This window comes from Streptomyces sp. NPDC051909 (genome assembly GCF_040681095.1).
Lineage (GTDB): Bacteria > Actinomycetota > Actinomycetes > Streptomycetales > Streptomycetaceae > Streptomyces.
In genome coordinates this window covers 260,015-274,613 of sequence record NZ_JBFAYA010000004.1, presented here as the reverse complement: position 1 = coordinate 274,613, position 14,599 = coordinate 260,015, and the positions used below count along the sequence as shown (strand labels likewise).

Genomic DNA, 14,599 nt, shown 5'->3' with positions numbered 1-14,599 from the left:
ACCCGCGCGAGCGATGCCGTCACCTTCCGTCACCGCAGGCGGCTCGCCCGGGTGCGCGGGCCCCGGGAATGGCGGAAGGTCGAGACATGAACCCGAGCGAGCGGCTGCGCGTGGTGGTCACCGGCGCCACCGGGAACGTGGGGACGAGTGTGGTGCGCGCCCTGGTGCGCGAGCCCCGGGTCGGTTCGGTGCTCGGCCTCTCCCGCCGCCGGCCGGGGCTCGCTCTGGAGCGCACCGACTGGGCGGAGGTCGACCTGTCCCTGGAGGGCGACGAGCCACGGCTCGCGCAGTACGTGGCGGACGCGGACGCGGTGGTGCACCTGGCCTGGCGGTTCGGGCCGACGCACGATCCGGTGACGACCTGGCGCACCAACGCGCTCGGCACGGTGCGGTTGCTCGACGCGGTGGCCGCGGCGCGGGTGCCGGTCCTGGTGTGCGCCTCGTCGGTCGGCGCCTACTCCCCCGGGCCGGGCAACGGCGCGCCGGTGTCGGAGTCCTGGCCGACGCACGGCTGGCCGGGTGCCGCGTACACCCGCGAGAAGGCGTACGTGGAGCGCCTTCTGGACACCTTCGAACGGGACCATCCGCAGACCCGGGTGGTGCGGATGCGGCCGGCCTTCCTCTTCAAGGAGGAGTCGGCGAGCGAGCAGCGGCGGATCTTCGCGGGCCGCTGGGTGCCGGGGCAGCTGTTCCGCCCGGATCTGCTGCCCTTGCTGCCGGAGCTGCCCGGGCTGCGCTTCCAGACGCTGCACACGGACGACGCGGCGGACGCGTACGTACGGGCGCTGGTGCGCGATGTGCGGGGCGCGTTCAATCTGGCCGCCGATCCGGTGGTGGACGCCGAGGTGCTCGGCGCCCTGTTCGGGGCGCGGCCGGTGCGGGTGCCGGTCCCGGCGGTGCGCGGTGCCCTGTCGGCGGCCTGGCGGATGCGGGTGGCGCCGGCCGAGCCGGGGCTGCTCGACGCGGTGCTCCGGCTGCCGCTGCTCGCGACCGACCGGGCCCGCCGCGAGCTGGGCTGGGCGCCGGCCAGGACGTCGGTGGAGGCCCTGGAGGCGTTCCTGCGCGGGGTACGGGCCGGGGGCGGCGACGCGACCGAGCCGCTGGCCGGCCGCCGCTTCGGCTGAGCCCCTTCAGCGGGCGCGGGCGGCCGCCCGGTGGACGATCCGCAGGGCGGCCCCGGCGGTGCGCGTACCTGTTCGCTCGGGCTTCCCGCTCCCGAGCCCGGGAGCGGCGGCGGCCGTGCGTGGAAGGGCCGGGAAGGCGGCGCCCGGAGCACGGTGAGGCGAGGGGGCGCGCATAGGCATAATGCGCGTATGCGCATTTCAGCCAGGGCCGACTACGCGGTGCGGGCCGCCCTCCAGCTCGCCGCGGCCCGGGACGCCGGGCCGGTGAAGGCCGAGGCGATCGCCGAGTGCCAGGGGATCTCGCACAAGTTCCTGGAGGGCATCCTCGGCGACATGCGCAAGGGTGGCCTGGTGCAGAGCCAGCGCGGCGGCAACGGCGGCTACTGGCTGGCGAAGCCGGCCGAGGACATCTCCGTTGCGGACGTGATCCGCTGCGTGGAGGGGCCGTTGGTGTCGGTGCGCGGGGTCCGGCCGCCGGAGCTCTCGTACTCCGGCCCGGCCGAGTCCCTGCTCACTCTGTGGATCGCGCTGCGGGCGAACGTGCGCCAAGTGCTCGACGGCGTCTCGCTGGCCGAGCTCGCCTCCGCGCAGCTGCCGCCCGAGGTGGTGGCGCTCGCGGAGGACCCGGAGGCCTGGACCAACCCCTGACGAGGCGGTCCGGCACCCGCGCGCCGCCCTCCGTGATCTCGCTCTCCGTGATCTCGCTCTCCGAGACTCCATCGTCCGTGATGCGGACGCCTGTTGGGGCCCGGGCGGGACCCTCTGGAACGAAGTCCGCACCGCGCACCGCCTCCGCGCCGGCCGGGGGCCCGCCCGCCGACCGCCGCGCCGACGACGCGATCGGGCCCCGCGTCACCCATGAGGTCGCCGACGACCTGGCCGCGGACGCCGTCGCCAGGGACCGGGCCGGTCCGGCCCCGTACGACGAGCTCGCCCGGCTCCAGGAGGCCGGACTGCCCGCTCTGCTCACCGCGCCCGGGCCGCGCTCGCTCGACTTCCGTACCGCCAAGGATCGCTGGCTGCTCGCGGGCGCCGTCGAGCCGCCTCGTCCGGAGCCCGGCCGCCCCGGGCTCGCCCTCACCCCGGCGGGCTGCGGCGGGTACCTGCTCGACGGGCGGGGCGCCTTCGCCTCGGGTGTCACGGTCGCCGACCGGCTCGTCGTCGGGGCGCGCTGTACGGAGACGGGCGACCTGCTCCTGGTCCTCGTGGACCCGGCGCACCCGGCTGTGACCACCGAGCCGTGCGCCGAACGCGTGGGCCAGCGGCTCGCCGGCGCGGGCACCGTCGCCTTCGCACGGCTGCCGGTCGGCTCCGGGCACGTGCTCGGCGCCCTCCCCCGGGACGAGCACGCCGTCACCCCCTACGCGACCCTCGCCCCGCTCGCCCTCCGGCTGCTCCTCGTGCACGTGGCGCTCGGCCTCGCCGAGGCCGCCCTCGCCGAGGCCCGCGACGTGAGCCGGGCCGGCAAGGCCACGGCGCGGCCGGACACGGACCCGACGGCCGGTGACGACCCGTATCTGCTGCGCGCCTACGGGGAGCCGGCGACGTCCGCGCACACCGCGGCCGCGGTGGTCGGGCGCGCGACCGACGCCCGCGCGCGCTGGCTGCTCGCCGAGCGCGTCCTCGGCGTCGAGGAGCGCTCCGACATCGCCGTGCTCGTCGCCGCGGCCGAGACGGTCGCGCACCGGGCGGCCCTGGAGATCACCGCCCAGGTGCTCCAACTCGTCGCCCCGGCCACCACCCCCGGCCTCGACCGCTTCTGGCGCAACGCCCGCGCCCTCACCGCCCCGGTCCCGCCCGACCACGGCCTGCGCGACATCGGCGACCACTACCTGAACGGGACGCACGCGAGGCTCACTCTTCCGGCGTAGGCGGTGGTTCCCGGACCCGACCATGATCCGCCGGACACGCCCTGAGGGCGCCGGCCGGGCGTCGTGGGTCGGACGGCACGGCGGGTCGGGACGTCCGGCCCTGCCAGGAGGCGGGCCATGGGCCCAAGCTGGAGTCAGCGGGTCCGCCGGGCGGCGGCGGGCCGCACGTCGAGACGATGACGGAGGCAGCCTGATGAGTCGTGAGATCGTCGCGGGAGTGGACGGGTCCCCGGAGAGCCTGGCCGCGGCGGAGTGGGCCGCGCGGGAGGCCCTGCACCGGGATCTTCCGCTGCGGCTCGTGCACGCCTGGCGCTGGGAGCCGCTCGACATCCCGCTGGTCCAGGACCCGACCGATCAGCTGAAGGCCGCGCGCGAGGTGCTGAGCACGGCGGGTGCGCAGGTCGCGGAGCGTTTCCCGGATGTCGCGCTGACCACCGAGCTGATCGGCGACACCCCGGTCGCCGCGCTGCTCGGCACCCTCGAACGGGCCGAGCTGCTCGCCCTCGGCTCGCGCGGCCACGGTGCCCTCGCGGGCTTCCTGCTCGGCTCGTACGGGCAGCAGGTCATCGCCGCCTCCACGGTCCCGGTGGTCTCGGTGCGCAGCCGCGACGGCGAGCCGGTCGAGCCGTCGGCCGGGGAGGTCCTGGTCGGCCAGCACGGCGCGCCGGAGGACAGCGCGGCGACGCTGCGCTTCGCCTTCGAGGCGGCGGCCGCGCGCGGGGCCTCGGTGCGGGCGGTGCGGGCCTGGAGCCTGCCGCCGCTGTTCGCGTTCAGCCCGGGTTCGCTCGCGCTCGCCGACGAGGCCGGCGGGCTCGAGCCGTACGAGGAGAAGGCGCTGCGCGAGGCCCTGGCCCCGTGGCGGGAGCGATTCCCCGAGGTGCCGGTGACCGAGCACGTGGAGCTGGGCAGCGCCGGTCAGGTGCTGCTGTCCGGGGCCGGCACGGCCCAGCTGCTCGTCGTCGGCCGGCGCGCCCGGCGCGGCGCGATCGGCCCGCGCATCGGCTCGGTGGCCCACGCGGCGCTGCACCTCGCGCCGTGCCCGGTCGCGGTGGTGCCGCAGGAGGTTGACGCACAGGATTGACGAGTGGTGTCGCGCTCTCTCCGGCCGGACAGTATGACCGCCGTGACGACCGCCGTCGGCATCGACGGACGAGAGAGCGGAGCTCCATGCAGCACGACGCGTACGACAGGTCCAGGCCCTCCTTCCGTACGGCGGTGACGGCCGCCGGCACGCTGGCCGCCGCGCTCACGGTGCTCACCGGGGTGTACGCGGCCGGCCAGGCCCGGCCGGCCGGTGCCCGCCCGGTCGTGAGCGCGGCCCCGGCGGCGGCCGTCCGGGCCGCCCCGGAGGCCGCGGGCGCCGCGGGGGCCGGGCAGGACGTCACGCAGGTGGTACAGCTCGTCAACGCCGAACGGAGGAAGGCGGGTTGCGGTCCGCTGCGGTCCGATCCCAAGCTGCGGACCGCGGCCCAGCGCCACGCGGACGACATGGCCGCACGCAACTACTACGCCCACGCGGGCCGGGACGGGCGGAACGCGGGCGACCGGATCAGGGCGGCCGGCTACGCCTGGTCGGCCTGGGGCGAGAACATCCACCGGGGACCGCACTCGGCCGCGCAGGCCGTGGACGAGTGGATGAACAGCGCGGCGCACCGCGAGAACATCCTCAACTGCTCCTTCGAGGACATCGGGGTGGGGGTCAACCTCACGGGCAACGGGCCGTGGTGGGTGCAGGACTTCGCCTCCGGCCGCTGATCCTCTGACCCGCTGACCCGGTGACCCGCTGATCTGGCAGGACAGGGCCACGGCCCGGGTCAGGGCCGTAGCGGCGTGCCGAGCTCCTGCACCCAGACGGTGCCGTCGCGGCCCGGCACGGCGGCGACGCCGGTGTGCCGGTAGCGGCAGTCCAGGAGGTTCGCGCGGTGCGGCGGGTCGGCCATCCAGTCGGCGACGACGGCGGCCGGCCCGTCCTGGCCCCGGGCCAGGTTCTCCGCCCAGGCACTCCAGTCGTAGCCCTCGGCGGTCAGCCGGGTGCCCGAGTCGGTGCCCTCGGGGTCGGTATGGGCGAGGTAGCGGCGCTCGGCCATGTCCGCGCCGAAGGTGCGGGCGACGGCCGAGAGCCGCGGGTCGATCCGGAGCGGCCCGCAGCCCGCCTCGGCCCGGTGCCGGTTGACGAGTGTGGTGACCTGCTCCTCGGTGGTCGCCCGCGGCACCCGGGTGCGGGTCGGTGTGGGCGACGGTGTCGGGGTGGACGTGGCCCGGGGCGGCGGCACCATGCTGCGCGTCGCCGCGGGGGTGGAAGGCGCCGGGGCCGGCGGGCGGGCGAGCGCGCGGTCGCTCGGGCCGCCGGGCACCAGCAGGACCAGGGCGGCGCCGAGGGCGACGACCGCGCCGCCGCCGACGAGCAGCCCGGGACGGGCCCCGGTCCCGGGACCGGCCCCGGACCCGGTCCCACCCTCGACTCCCGTCCCGGACCCACTCCCGGCTCCGGCCCCCGGCTCGGTACCGGGTCCCGCGCCGCCCCCCGGCGCGGACGTCGCCGCGGCCACCGTCCCCAGCGCCGGACCCGCGCTCCCCCGGCCCGCCCAGACAAGCAGCGGCGGCACCAGGGCCAGGCCCACGAGCAGGCCCTCGGCCGGGGCGAGGCCGGCGCGGGTGGGGGCGCAGTGGGGGCAGCCGTCGAGGTGCCGGGCCAGGCGTTTGCGCCACAGCGGGGAGGGCGCGCCGTCCCAGCGGGCGGTGGTGTCGGCGAGGCCGGGACAGGGCGGCACGGCGGCGAGCGCCCGGACGATCGCGCGCCCGCTCTCCAGGCGTTCCTTCATGCGCTGCACGCGGACGGCGGCGTGCCGGGGCGGCACGTCGAGGGCGGCGGCGAGCTCGGCGCGGGTCAGCTCTCCGGCGGCTTCCAGCCACCACAGGGAGAGCACCTCGCGGTCGGCCTCGTCGAGCCAGCGGGTGGCCTCGGCGACCTCGCGGCGCTGGCCGGTGAGGCCGAGCCGCAGGATGGCGAGCTCGGTGAAGTCGCCGGCCGGGTCGGCGAGCGTCGCGGCCCGGTCCAGGCCGGGCAGCGGCGCCTGCTGACGCTCGCGCCAGCGGTGCCGTATCCGGTTCATCGCGATGGCGACCAGCCAGGACCGGAAGCGGGCCGGGTCGCGGAGCGCGGGCAGCCCGTCGAGGGCGCGCACCATCGTCTCCTGGACCAGGTCGTCCACGTCGGCGTGCCCGTCGAGGGCGCGGCCCACGATGTTGTAGACGAGCGGCAGGAAGGCCCGTACGAGTTCGTCGCCGGCGCGCGCGTCACCCGTCCGCGCCGCCTCGACGAGTGCGGCGGTGCGGTGCTCGTCGCTGTGCATGTGTGCTGTGCTCCCTCGTCGCCCGCTGCGTCCCCCGCAGCGCCGGCCGCCGGATGCGGTCCGCGGTCAGGAGACCGCCGGGAGCGGTCCGGATAACACATTTCTCGCACGCGCCACGAGGCCGGGCCCCGCGCCGGGGCCCGGCTCCCTAGGGCGACAGGTACGGCAGGGAGGGCACGGTGGCCCCGCCCCCTTCCCGTACGGCTGCCACGACCGCGTCGTGCAGGTCGCGGCTCTCCTCCTCCGATCCGCAGGGAACCGGACTGCCCGACATGGTGAACCAGTCGGAAGCGCCGCTGTACTGCACGGCCACACGTGCCTCGCCGTCGGCATAGGTGGTGTGCACGGTCAGATCGCCCGTGACGACACCGCCCTCGTCGGTCAGCACCCCGCCACGCCCGGTGTAGACACCGGCGGTCGTCCATGATGCCCAGCTCATCTGTCCAGACTCACACCGGGGCCGCGGATGCGCCACCGACAGGACCGCCCCGGCCGGAAAGCTTCCGGCCGGGGCGAAACCTGTCACCGCGGGGTTCAGGCGAGGGAGGCGATGGCCTCGTTGAACGTGGCGGACGGGCGCATCACGGCTGCGGCCTTGGCCGGGTCGGGCTGGTAGTAGCCGCCGAGGTCGGCCGGGGAGCCCTGGACGGCGATCAGCTCGTCGACGATCTTCTGCTCGTTCGCGGTGAGCGTCTCGGCGACCGGGGCGAAGGCCTTGGCGAGCTCCGCGTCCTCGGTCTGCTTGGCGAGCTCCTGGGCCCAGTACATGGCCAGGTAGAAGTGGCTGCCGCGGTTGTCGATGCCGCCGAGGCGACGGGTCGGCGACTTGTCCTCGTTGAGGAAGGTGCCGGTGGCGCGGTCCAGCGTGTCGGCGAGGACCTGGGCGCGGGTGTTGCCCGTGCTGGTGGCCAGGAACTCGAAGGAGGCGGCCAGGGCGAAGAACTCGCCGAGCGAGTCCCAGCGCAGGTAGTTCTCCTTGACCAGCTGCTGGACGTGCTTCGGGGCGGAGCCGCCGGCGCCGGTCTCGAAGAGGCCGCCGCCCGCCATCAGCGGGACGACCGAGAGCATCTTGGCGCTGGTGCCCAGCTCCAGGATCGGGAAGAGGTCGGTCAGGTAGTCGCGCAGGACGTTGCCGGTGACCGAGATGGTGTCCTCGCCGCGGCGGATGCGCTCCAGGGAGAACTTCGTGGCCTCGACCGGGGACATGATCTGGATGTCCAGGCCCTCGGTGTCGTGCTCCGGCAGGTACTGCTTGACCTTGGCGATGATCTGGGCGTCGTGGCCGCGGTTCTCGTCCAGCCAGAAGACGGCCGGGGCGCCGGTGGCGCGGGCGCGGGTGACGGCGAGCTTGACCCAGTCCTGGATGGGCAGGTCCTTGGCCTGGCAGGAGCGGAAGATGTCGCCCTCGGCGACCTCCTGCTCCAGGACCGTGGTGCCGGCGGCGTCGACGAGGCGGACGGTGCCGGCCGCGGCGATCTCGAAGGTCTTGTCGTGGGAGCCGTACTCCTCGGCCTTCTGCGCCATGAGGCCGACGTTCGGGACGGAGCCCATGGTCGACGGGTCGAAGGCGCCGTGGGCGCGGCAGTCCTCGATGACGGCCTGGTAGACGCCGGAGTAGGAGCTGTCCGGGAGGACGGCGAGGGTGTCGGCCTCCTGGCCGTCCGGGCCCCACATGTGGCCGGAGGTGCGGATCATGGCGGGCATCGAGGCGTCGACGATGACGTCGGACGGCACGTGCAGGTTGGTGATGCCCTTGTCGGAGTCGACCATGGCGAGGGCCGGACCCGCGGCGATCTCGGCGTCGAAGGAGGCCTTGATCTCCTCGCCGAGGCCGTGCGGGAGGGACTCCAGGCCCTTGAAGACGGTGCCGAGGCCGTCGTTCGCGGACAGGCCGGCGCCGGCGAGCACCTCGCCGTACTTGGCGAAGGTCTGCGGGAAGAAGGCGCGCACGACGTGGCCGAAGATGATCGGGTCGGAGACCTTCATCATGGTGGCCTTGAGGTGCACGGAGAAGAGCACGCCCTCGGCCTTGGCGCGGGCGACCTGCTCGGCGAGGAAGGTGTCCAGCGCGGCGGCGCGCAGCACGGCGGCGTCGACGACCTCACCGGCGATGACCTTCAGCGGCTCGCGCAGCTCGGTCACGGTGCCGTCGGTGGCGACGTGCTCGAAGCGGAGGGTGGTGTCCTCGGCGATGACGGCGGACTTCTCGGTGGTGGCGAAGTCGTCCGCGCCCATGGTGGCGACGTTGGTCTTGGACTCGGGGGTCCAGACGCCCATGCGGTGCGGGTGGGTCTTGGCGTAGTTCTTCACGGCGCCGGGGGCGCGGCGGTCGGAGTTGCCCTCGCGCAGGACCGGGTTGACGGCCGAGCCCTTGATCTTGTCGTAGCGGGCGCGGACGTCCTTGTCCTCGTCGCTCCGCGGGTCGTCCGGGTAGTCCGGGAGGGCGTAGCCCTGGGCCTGGAGCTCGGCGATCGCGGCCTTCAGCTGCGGGATGGAGGCCGAGACGTTCGGCAGCTTGATGATGTTGGCCTCGGGCGTCTTGGCCAGATCGCCGAGCTCGGCGAGGGCGTCGGCGATCCGCTGGCCTTCCTGGAGACGCTCCGGGAAGGAGGCGATGATGCGCCCGGCCAGGGAGATGTCACGCGTCTCGACGTTCACGCCGGCGGTCGAGGCGTAGGCCTGGATCACGGGCAGGAACGAGTAGGTCGCCAGGGCGGGCGCCTCGTCAGTGTGCGTGTAGATGATGGTCGAGTCAGTCACCGGGTGTGCTCCGCTCCACGTCTGCGTCTGCGTCTGCAAGATTGCTCGACATCAAGATATCTCGTGATCGGGCTCCTCGGAAAAGGGGTCCTCGTCCACGGGGTGCGTGATCCGGTACGACGCGGTGCCGGGGTCCAGATCGACGTGGCGGAGCAGCCCGAGCAGGACGAGGGCGACGGCGGCGCCGGTGCCGGCGGCGAGCGCCTGGCCGCAGCGGTGGGCGGTCCGGGGCAGCTCGGCGGGGAGCGGGCCGGTGGCGGCGGGCAGGCAGTCGCCGAGCAGATACGCGCCGGCGGCGAGCCCGCCGAGGGCGAGCAGCACGAGGGGCACGGTGACGAGGAGCCGCTGGGGCGGCAGGCCGCGCCGGGGCGCGGGCCGGACCTTGCCCTTGCGGGCGAGCAGGGCGACGAGTGCGGCGAAGGCGGCGAGCACGAGCAGGTCGGCGGCGATGACGTCGCCGGGGCGGTGGCGTCCGGAGGCGATGGAGTACGCGCCGAGGGCGACGGCCCACAGGGTGCCGAGTCCGACGGCGACGGCGCGCAGCCGGTGGGGCACGACGAGCGTGAGGCCGAGGGCGAGGCCCGCGGCGAGGACGGCGGGGCTGCTGGGGAAGCCGCCGGGGACGGCGACGCCGGCGGCGTCGAGGTAGCGAGGGCCCGGCGCGTAGCGCTGGAGGAGTTCGGCGGCGAGCAGGGCGACGGCGACGGTGCCGAGGGCGGCGCCGAGGTGCGCGTACCGCTTGCGGAGCACGCCGACGGCGACGAGCAGCAGCACGGCGAGGAGGAGCGAGAGGGTGCCGAGGCCCTGGAGCGTGGGGTGCTCGCGCAGGAGGCGGGCGACGGCCGGGTCGGCGCGCCGGCCGGCGAGGGCCGCGTCTGCCCAGCGCCGGCCGGTCGTGGTGAGCACGAGCCCGGCGTAGGCGACGGTGAGCAGGAGGACGGCGGCGAGGCAGGCGCGCCGCATGCGTATGCGGATACGGGCGCTGAACGATCCGGCGGCCTCACCGGCGACGGCGGCGTACCACCAGGTGTCGCCTGCGGCGATGCCGGCTGGGGAACCGCCGGTACGGGGCCTGTCGAAGGGTGCCATGCCTCGATTCGACCCCGGCGGCGCCGGGTCCGCCCGCTGGAGGCACCCGAACGACACGCCGGGGGTCGGATGAGGTCACACCGTGGCGGCGGGGCGTGCGGTGGTCCGGGCGGCGGCGCGTGCGGTGGTACGTGCGGTGGTCCTGGCCGTCGTCCTGGCCGTGGTCCGCTCGCGGCGGCGGGTGCCGTCGAGGGTGAAGGCGGTGTTGACGAGGGCGACGTGGCTGAGGGCCTGGGGCATGTTGCCGAGCTGGCGGCCGGTGGCGGGGTCCCATTCCTCGGCGAGCAGGCCGACGTCGTTGCGCACGTCGAGGACGCGCTCGAAGGCGGTTCTGGCCTCGGCGGGGCGGCCGGTGAGGGCGAGCGCGTCGGCGTACCAGAAGGTGCAGGCGAGGAAGGCACCTTCGGCGCCGTCGAGGCCGTCGATCTCGTGCACCTCGCCGTTGCCGACCTCGTCGTAGCGGCGCAGGAAGCCCCGGTCGCCGAGGCCGGCCATGGCGCTGACGGTGCCGAGGACGCGGGGGTCGTCGGCGGGCAGGAAGCCGAGGCGCGGGATGAGCAGGGCGGTCGCGTCGACCCGTCGGCTGCCGTAGTACTGGGTGAAGGAGCCGCGCGCCTCGCTCCAGCCGAACCGGCAGACCTCGTTGCGCAGTTCGGCCCTCAGAGCCTGCCAGCGGCGGACGGAGCCGCGCAGTCCGGCGACCCGGGCGAGGCGCAGCGCGCGGTCGGCGGCGACCCAGGACATCACCTTGGAGTGGACGAACTGACGCCGGGGGCCGCGGACTTCCCAGATGCCTTCGTCGGGTTCGCGCCAGTGCCTGCCGACGTATTCGAGGAGCGCCGCCATCAGGGCCCACAGATGCGCGTCGAAGGGCACGCCGGCCCGGACCGCCGAGTAGACGGTGTTGAGGACCTCGCCGTAGATGTCGAGCTGGAACTGGTCGACGGCCGCGTTGCCGAATCTGACGGGTCGTGAACTCTCGTAACCGGGCAGCCAGTCGGCGTCCGTCTCGGGCAGCCGGCGCTGCCCGGCGACCCCGTACAGCGGCTGGAGGTCGGCGGGGTCGCCGGCGGCGGCGCGCACCAGCCAGTCCGTCCAGGCCAGGGCCTCGCGGCGGTAGCCGCTGCGCAGCAGGCAGGACAGCGTGAAGGTGGAGTCGCGCAGCCAGCAGAAGCGGTAGTCCCAGTTGCGGCGTCCGCCGATGCACTCGGGCAGGGAGGCGGTGGCGGCGGCGATGACACCGCCCGTGGGTTCGTAGGTGAGGGCCTTGAGGGTGATCAGGGAGCGGATGACGGCCTCGCGGGCGGGACCCTCGTAACGCAGCCCGGCGGCCCAGTCGTTCCAGAAGGCGAGGGTCTGGTCGAGGGCGGCGGGCACGTCGGGCGCGGGCGGCGCGGGGGCGTGGGAGGGATGCCAGCCGAGCACGAAGGCGACCCGCTGTCCGGCGGCGACGGGGAAGGCGAGGCTCGTACGGTCGGGGGCGACGTCCGGTTCGCCGGCGCCGGGACCGCAGGTCAGCCGGGTCGCGTCGGGACCGGCGACGCAGGCGACGGTGCGCCGGTCGAGGGCGTACGTCCAGGGGCGGACGCTGCCGTGGTCGAAGCGGACCGCCAACTCGCCCCGGATGTCGACCCGTCCGGCGATGCCCTCGACGATCCGGACGATCCTCGGGCCCTGCTGACGGGGCGGCATGAAGTCGGTGACGCGGACGGTGCCGTCGACGGACTCCCAGACGGAGTCGAGGACGAGGGTGTCGCCGCGGTAACTCCGGCGGTTGCAGACCCGGTTGCCGGCCGGGGCGAGGACGAAACGGCCGTGGCAGGGGTCGCCCAGGAGTGCGGCCAGACAGGCGGGTGAGTCGAAGCGCGGGGCGCACCACCAGTCGATCGAGCCGTCCCGCCCGACGAGGGCCGCGGTCTCCAGATCGCCGATGAGGGCGTAGTCCTCTATTCGCCCTGCCATGTCGGGATTGTATTCCCGCGGCGCCGAGAACGCAGGGGGGGGCCGGATGACGGAGGAACGCGCCGCGCCGGACCGCGCAGATGATTTCGCCGCCGCCCGCATACCCTTGCCGGCCGTCCTTGACCCGGCTGCCGCCCGCGCTCGATCCTGGGAGGGTCCCCGCGGAGATCCGGAGGGCGCCCCATGTGTGCCACAAGCAGGGAACCGCATCCGATGCGCCGGGCCACGGACCGCGCCCCGGCCGCCCCGGGCCCCACGGCGAGCCTGGTGGTCGCGATGCGGCCCGGCGACCGCGACCCGGAGTGGATGTTCGACCGTCTCCCGCCCGCCGTACGGGAGGTCGTGCTGGTCGGCGGGGGTCCGGCGGTGTCCGGGCGGACGGCGCCGGCGGGGGTGGCGGTGCGCCGGCTCGGCCCCTGGGACTGTGCCGCGGGCGACGTCCCGCACGCCGGGCTCCTCGCGGCCACCGGCGACCACCTGGTCCTGATGGGGGCGGACGGCAGCATGTCGCCCCGGGAGATCCCGCACTACCTGCACTATCTGGACAGCGGATTCGACTTCGTGAAGGGTTCGCGGTTCATCGCGGGCGGCGACAGCGCCGCCTATCCGCTGCCGCGGCGGCTCGGCCACCGCGCGCTGCTGCGGCTCGCCCGGCAGCTGTACGGGCAGCGGCTCACCGATCTCTGGTTCGGGTTCTGCGCCTTCCGGCGGGAGTTCCTCGGGCTGCTCGACCTGCGCGCGGACCGCGTGGAACTCGGCGCCGAACTCGTCACCCACGCCCTGCACTACGGGCTGCGGGTGGCCGAGGTGCCGAGCCTCGAACTCCCGTCCCACCACGGCCCTTCGCACCCCCACACGGTCCGCGACGGCAGCCGTATTCTGCGCACCCTGCTCGACGAGCGCCCGCACAACGCGCTGTCGCGGTTCCGGCCCGCCCTGCGCATCCGCGCCGGATGAACGTATCGAACGGACATTTCACAGTACTTGGGCCGACTTGGGCTGATGTGGGTTGACTATCGGGATCTCGGGTGCTAAGCCAGGAAGTCAGTGCATTGCACGTGGCAACGCACCGCAGACCCTCGGCAGGGTCGGTTGTCGGAAGAGGCGCGTCATGACCTCCCTCCCCATCAGCCGAGTGCCGGTGGCACCCGCCCCGCATCCGTTGCGCCGGGTGACCGACTGGCCCGCCGAGACCTGCCGCCGCTCCCCCGGCGAGCACCCCACCCCGCACGGCCCGGCCGCCGACACGACGCGTCCCGGGCACCCGGCCCACCCCGCCCGGCGTGCCTCCGACCGCGTGCGCGACGCGGCCCGGCCCGGCCGCCGGCGCTCCGGGATCCACCGGCCCCGCACGGCCGCACGCCGCCGACGCGGCCGCGCGGTCCGCACCCGTACCGGGGGCGGCCGCCGGCGGTCGGCGAGCCCGGCCGGCCCAGCGGCCCACCGGACCGGCCGCGGCGGCACCCGTACCGACCCGCACGACGGCGCCCCGCCCCGCAGCACCCGTAGCACCCGTGTGTCCGGGCGTCCCGGGGTGCCGGTGCGGGCCGGTTCGCGGACCTCTGCGCCCCTGCCCGTTCCCGCGCAGATGAGCGCCCCGGCACCGCTCCGCCGCATCCCCGCGCGACCCGCGCGACCCGCGCGCCGCGCCTTCCCCCGAGGAGGCGAGGCGCGATGACGACCGCCCCCGCCCATGCCCCGCTGCCCCGCTCGCTGACCCGGCCGCCGGTCGAACTCGAGCTGATCATCCCGGCCTTCAACGAGCGCGAGCGGCTGCCCGCCACCGTCGCCGCGGCGCTGCGCTTCCTCGCCCGCCGCCCGTGGACCTCGGCCGTGGTCGTCGTCGACAACAACAGCGTGGACGGCACCCCGGACTGCCTGGACCGGTTCGCGGCCTCGGCCATGGGGCGGGCCGTGGGCCTGCACATCATCGGCTGCGGCGACCGGGGCAAGGGCGCGGCCGTGCGGCGCGGCATCGAGACCTCCGCCGCCACGTACCTCGGCTTCGCCGACGCCGACAACGCCACGCCCGTCGAGACCCTGGACCGGGTGATGGAGCTGCTGCGGCGCGGCCACGGCGCCGTGATCGCCTCGCGGCACGCCCCCGGCGCCCGTCTGGCCGTCGAACAGGGCGCCCTGCGGCGCGGCGGCGGGGCCCTGTTCCGTACGCTCGCGCATCTGACGCTGCCGGAGATCGCCGACACCCAGTGCGGGTTCAAGTTCTTCCCCGGCCCGCTCGCCCGGGAGATCGTGCGCGACTGCCGCATCGACGGCTTCGCCTTCGACGTCGAACTCCTCGCGCACGTCGTCAAGGCCGGCCGGGACGTGGTCGAGGTGCCGGTCGACTGGACCGACCAGGCGGGCTCCACCTTCTCGGCGCGCCGCGACGGGCTGCGGTCCATGGCCGACCTGCTGCGCATCTCGCTGGCCAGGTGAGGAC

The 14,599-nt window shown here is 75.2% G+C and carries 13 protein-coding genes; 8 read left to right on the top strand and 5 right to left on the bottom strand.

What is annotated here, in order from left to right; all coding sequences use genetic code 11:
• The first annotated feature begins 86 nt into the window (after nucleotides 1-86).
• From AB0M18_RS08745 to AB0M18_RS08725, 5 genes are all read left to right on the top strand, one after another.
• Nucleotides 87-1,124, top strand: a complete 1,038-nt coding sequence (locus AB0M18_RS08745; RefSeq protein WP_365756096.1) for an NAD-dependent epimerase/dehydratase family protein — start codon at nucleotides 87-89, stop codon at nucleotides 1,122-1,124.
• A 189-nt stretch (nucleotides 1,125-1,313) separates the two neighbouring features.
• Complete coding sequence (locus AB0M18_RS08740; RefSeq protein ID WP_365756095.1) at nucleotides 1,314-1,772, top strand: Rrf2 family transcriptional regulator; 459 nt, start codon at nucleotides 1,314-1,316, stop codon at nucleotides 1,770-1,772.
• An 80-nt stretch (nucleotides 1,773-1,852) separates the two neighbouring features.
• Nucleotides 1,853-2,995: an acyl-CoA dehydrogenase gene (locus tag AB0M18_RS08735; protein WP_365756094.1), complete on the top strand. Its 1,143-nt coding sequence runs from the start codon at nucleotides 1,853-1,855 to the stop codon at nucleotides 2,993-2,995.
• Between the two features lie 193 nt (nucleotides 2,996-3,188).
• Nucleotides 3,189-4,076: a universal stress protein gene (locus tag AB0M18_RS08730; protein ID WP_365756093.1), complete on the top strand. Its 888-nt coding sequence runs from the start codon at nucleotides 3,189-3,191 to the stop codon at nucleotides 4,074-4,076.
• An 86-nt stretch (nucleotides 4,077-4,162) separates the two neighbouring features.
• Nucleotides 4,163-4,750 (top strand): CAP domain-containing protein, encoded by a 588-nt coding sequence (locus AB0M18_RS08725; protein ID WP_365756092.1) that lies wholly within the window; start codon nucleotides 4,163-4,165, stop codon nucleotides 4,748-4,750.
• 59 nt (nucleotides 4,751-4,809) lie between these two features.
• On the opposite strand, the gene AB0M18_RS08720 is transcribed toward AB0M18_RS08725, so the two are convergent.
• The 5 genes from AB0M18_RS08720 to AB0M18_RS08700 all read right to left on the bottom strand — a co-directional run bounded on the left by AB0M18_RS08720 (nucleotide 4,810) and on the right by AB0M18_RS08700 (nucleotide 12,159).
• Nucleotides 4,810-6,348, bottom strand: a complete 1,539-nt coding sequence (locus tag AB0M18_RS08720; protein ID WP_365756091.1) for a sigma-70 family RNA polymerase sigma factor — start codon at nucleotides 6,346-6,348, stop codon at nucleotides 4,810-4,812.
• A 148-nt stretch (nucleotides 6,349-6,496) separates the two neighbouring features.
• On the bottom strand, nucleotides 6,497-6,787 hold the full coding sequence (locus AB0M18_RS08715; RefSeq protein WP_365756090.1) for a hypothetical protein: 291 nt from the start codon (nucleotides 6,785-6,787) through the stop codon (nucleotides 6,497-6,499).
• A 95-nt stretch (nucleotides 6,788-6,882) separates the two neighbouring features.
• A complete protein-coding gene (locus tag AB0M18_RS08710) occupies nucleotides 6,883-9,108 on the bottom strand; it encodes an NADP-dependent isocitrate dehydrogenase (RefSeq protein ID WP_365756089.1) in 2,226 nt (741 codons plus the stop codon).
• A gap of 51 nt (nucleotides 9,109-9,159) precedes the next feature.
• Nucleotides 9,160-10,197 (bottom strand): phosphatase PAP2 family protein, encoded by a 1,038-nt coding sequence (locus AB0M18_RS08705; RefSeq protein WP_365756088.1) that lies wholly within the window; start codon nucleotides 10,195-10,197, stop codon nucleotides 9,160-9,162.
• A 75-nt stretch (nucleotides 10,198-10,272) separates the two neighbouring features.
• Nucleotides 10,273-12,159, bottom strand: a complete 1,887-nt coding sequence (locus tag AB0M18_RS08700; RefSeq protein WP_365756087.1) for a glycoside hydrolase family 15 protein — start codon at nucleotides 12,157-12,159, stop codon at nucleotides 10,273-10,275.
• 213 nt (nucleotides 12,160-12,372) lie between these two features.
• Between AB0M18_RS08700 and AB0M18_RS08695 the strand changes: the two genes are divergently transcribed.
• The 3 genes from AB0M18_RS08695 (at nucleotide 12,373) to AB0M18_RS08685 (ending at nucleotide 14,595) form a co-directional block, all read left to right on the top strand.
• Nucleotides 12,373-13,116: a glycosyltransferase gene (locus tag AB0M18_RS08695; protein WP_365756086.1), complete on the top strand. Its 744-nt coding sequence runs from the start codon at nucleotides 12,373-12,375 to the stop codon at nucleotides 13,114-13,116.
• 154 nt (nucleotides 13,117-13,270) lie between these two features.
• Nucleotides 13,271-13,837 (top strand): hypothetical protein, encoded by a 567-nt coding sequence (locus AB0M18_RS08690; protein WP_365756085.1) that lies wholly within the window; start codon nucleotides 13,271-13,273, stop codon nucleotides 13,835-13,837.
• Complete coding sequence (locus AB0M18_RS08685) at nucleotides 13,834-14,595, top strand: glycosyltransferase (RefSeq protein ID WP_365756084.1); 762 nt, start codon at nucleotides 13,834-13,836, stop codon at nucleotides 14,593-14,595. The genes AB0M18_RS08690 and AB0M18_RS08685 overlap by 4 nt, the downstream gene beginning before the upstream one ends.
• Nucleotides 14,596-14,599 lie beyond the last annotated feature (4 nt).

Excerpts from the sequence above, each read along its gene's own strand:
- AB0M18_RS08700 (WP_365756087.1), bottom strand. The coding sequence starts at position 12,159 with ATGGCAGGGCGAATAGAGGACTACGCCCTCATCGGCGATCTGGAGACC.
- AB0M18_RS08695 (WP_365756086.1), top strand. The coding sequence starts at position 12,373 with ATGCGCCGGGCCACGGACCGCGCCCCGGCCGCCCCGGGCCCCACGGCG.
- AB0M18_RS08740 (WP_365756095.1), top strand. The coding sequence starts at position 1,314 with ATGCGCATTTCAGCCAGGGCCGACTACGCGGTGCGGGCCGCCCTCCAG.
- AB0M18_RS08745 (WP_365756096.1), top strand. The coding sequence starts at position 87 with ATGAACCCGAGCGAGCGGCTGCGCGTGGTGGTCACCGGCGCCACCGGG.
- AB0M18_RS08725 (WP_365756092.1), top strand. The coding sequence starts at position 4,163 with ATGCAGCACGACGCGTACGACAGGTCCAGGCCCTCCTTCCGTACGGCG.
- AB0M18_RS08730 (WP_365756093.1), top strand. The coding sequence starts at position 3,189 with ATGAGTCGTGAGATCGTCGCGGGAGTGGACGGGTCCCCGGAGAGCCTG.
- AB0M18_RS08735 (WP_365756094.1), top strand. The coding sequence starts at position 1,853 with ATGCGGACGCCTGTTGGGGCCCGGGCGGGACCCTCTGGAACGAAGTCC.
- AB0M18_RS08705 (WP_365756088.1), bottom strand. The coding sequence starts at position 10,197 with ATGGCACCCTTCGACAGGCCCCGTACCGGCGGTTCCCCAGCCGGCATC.
- AB0M18_RS08715 (WP_365756090.1), bottom strand. The coding sequence starts at position 6,787 with ATGAGCTGGGCATCATGGACGACCGCCGGTGTCTACACCGGGCGTGGC.
- AB0M18_RS08720 (WP_365756091.1), bottom strand. The coding sequence starts at position 6,348 with ATGCACAGCGACGAGCACCGCACCGCCGCACTCGTCGAGGCGGCGCGG.
- AB0M18_RS08690 (WP_365756085.1), top strand. The coding sequence starts at position 13,271 with ATGACCTCCCTCCCCATCAGCCGAGTGCCGGTGGCACCCGCCCCGCAT.
- AB0M18_RS08685 (WP_365756084.1), top strand. The coding sequence starts at position 13,834 with ATGACGACCGCCCCCGCCCATGCCCCGCTGCCCCGCTCGCTGACCCGG.